Source organism: Dietzia sp. DQ11-44 (genome assembly GCF_014145205.1).
Taxonomy (GTDB): Bacteria; Actinomycetota; Actinomycetes; order Mycobacteriales; family Mycobacteriaceae; genus Dietzia; species Dietzia natronolimnaea.
Window position 1 is genome coordinate 1 of sequence record NZ_JAALEC010000610.1, and the last position, 1,245, is coordinate 1,245.

2 protein-coding genes are annotated in these 1,245 nt (G+C 70.0%); one reads left to right on the forward strand and one right to left on the reverse strand.

The features are described from left to right. Positions 1-223 precede the first annotated feature (223 nt). Positions 224-448, reverse strand: coding sequence for a hypothetical protein (locus G6018_RS14290; RefSeq protein ID WP_179523236.1), 225 nt, complete (start codon positions 446-448; stop codon positions 224-226). A 119-nt stretch (positions 449-567) separates the two neighbouring features. On the opposite strand from G6018_RS14290, the gene G6018_RS14295 reads away from it, so the two are divergent. Next, positions 568-1,245 (forward strand): SDR family NAD(P)-dependent oxidoreductase (locus tag G6018_RS14295; protein ID WP_182639976.1); only part of this gene is annotated, 678 nt, incomplete at its 3' end.

A 1,245-nucleotide genomic window follows, 5' to 3' on the forward strand; every position in this document is an offset into this window, starting at 1 on the left:
TGCGCGGTCGCGGCCCAGGTGGCCCGGGGGCTCGGGACCACCGCCGGAAGCTACGACCTCGATTCGGTCGTCGAGTTCGCCCGATCGGCTCCGACCGGCTGACCGCGAGGGCCGGCCTCGAGGGGATCGCCACAACCACGACCGGCCGGCTCCCCCCGCATCGACGCGGTGGGGAGCCGGCCCGTCGGGGTCGGCTGCGTGGCCTGAGCAGCCCTGAGTCAGGTCAGGCGACGCCCGTGCCCTCGTCGGCCGCGGGGGAGGTGTTGGTGCCACCGTCGTTGATCTCGAAGCGGGTCCACTTACCGTCCATGTCGACCTCCATGGCGTAACCGAGAGCATCGTCGGGGACCTCGACCGTCTTGAACCAGTCGTAGGCCTTGGTGTCGTCGGCGAACTCCTTCTCATCGATGACGTTCTGCTCGGGGTCGATCACGCGGTAACGGGGCATGCCCACTCCTTCGGTTCGGGTGACGTGTGTCGTGTCCGCATTCTGGGGGATCGAGCGCCCACTCGCATCCGGTCGCCGGGGGCGTACGGTCGGGAGTCCAGACGACCAGGGAGGCATCCGTGACCACCGATCCGACAGTTCAGTCCTCTGACCAGCCCGGGCATTCCGTACTCGTCGACCCGACGACCAAGTACCAGATCGAGGTGCCGGTCCAGCAGCAACCGGTTCCGGGGTTGGCCTCCGAGATGGACCCTCCCGCCGACCACGGGGAGGACACCTACGTGGGTCACGGCCGGCTCACCGGGCGGCGTGCACTGATCACCGGCGGAGACTCCGGGATCGGCCGCGCCGTGGCCATCGCCTACGCACGCGAGGGCGCCGACGTGGCGATCGGCTACCTGCCCTCTGAGCAGTCCGACGCCGACGACGTGGCCGCGCTCGTGCGCGCGGCCGGCCGGACCTGCGTCCTGCTCCCCGGCGACGTCGGTGACGAGGCCGTCGCGCGCGGGATCGTCCGCGACGCCGTCGCGGGGCTCGGCGGTCTGGACGTGCTCGTGCTCAACGCCGCCCGGCAGACCTTCGTCGAGCACCTGGAGGACCTGTCCTCCGAGCAGTGGGCCGAGACGATGAACGTCAACATCTCGGCGCCGTTCTGGATGATGCAGGAGGCGCTCGCCCACCTGCAGCCCGGATCGAGCGTGATCTTCACGTCCTCGGTGCAGGCGTACACCCCGTCACCGGGGCTCGTGGACTACGCCACCTCGCGCGCGGCGGTCAACACCATGTCCAAGTCGCTC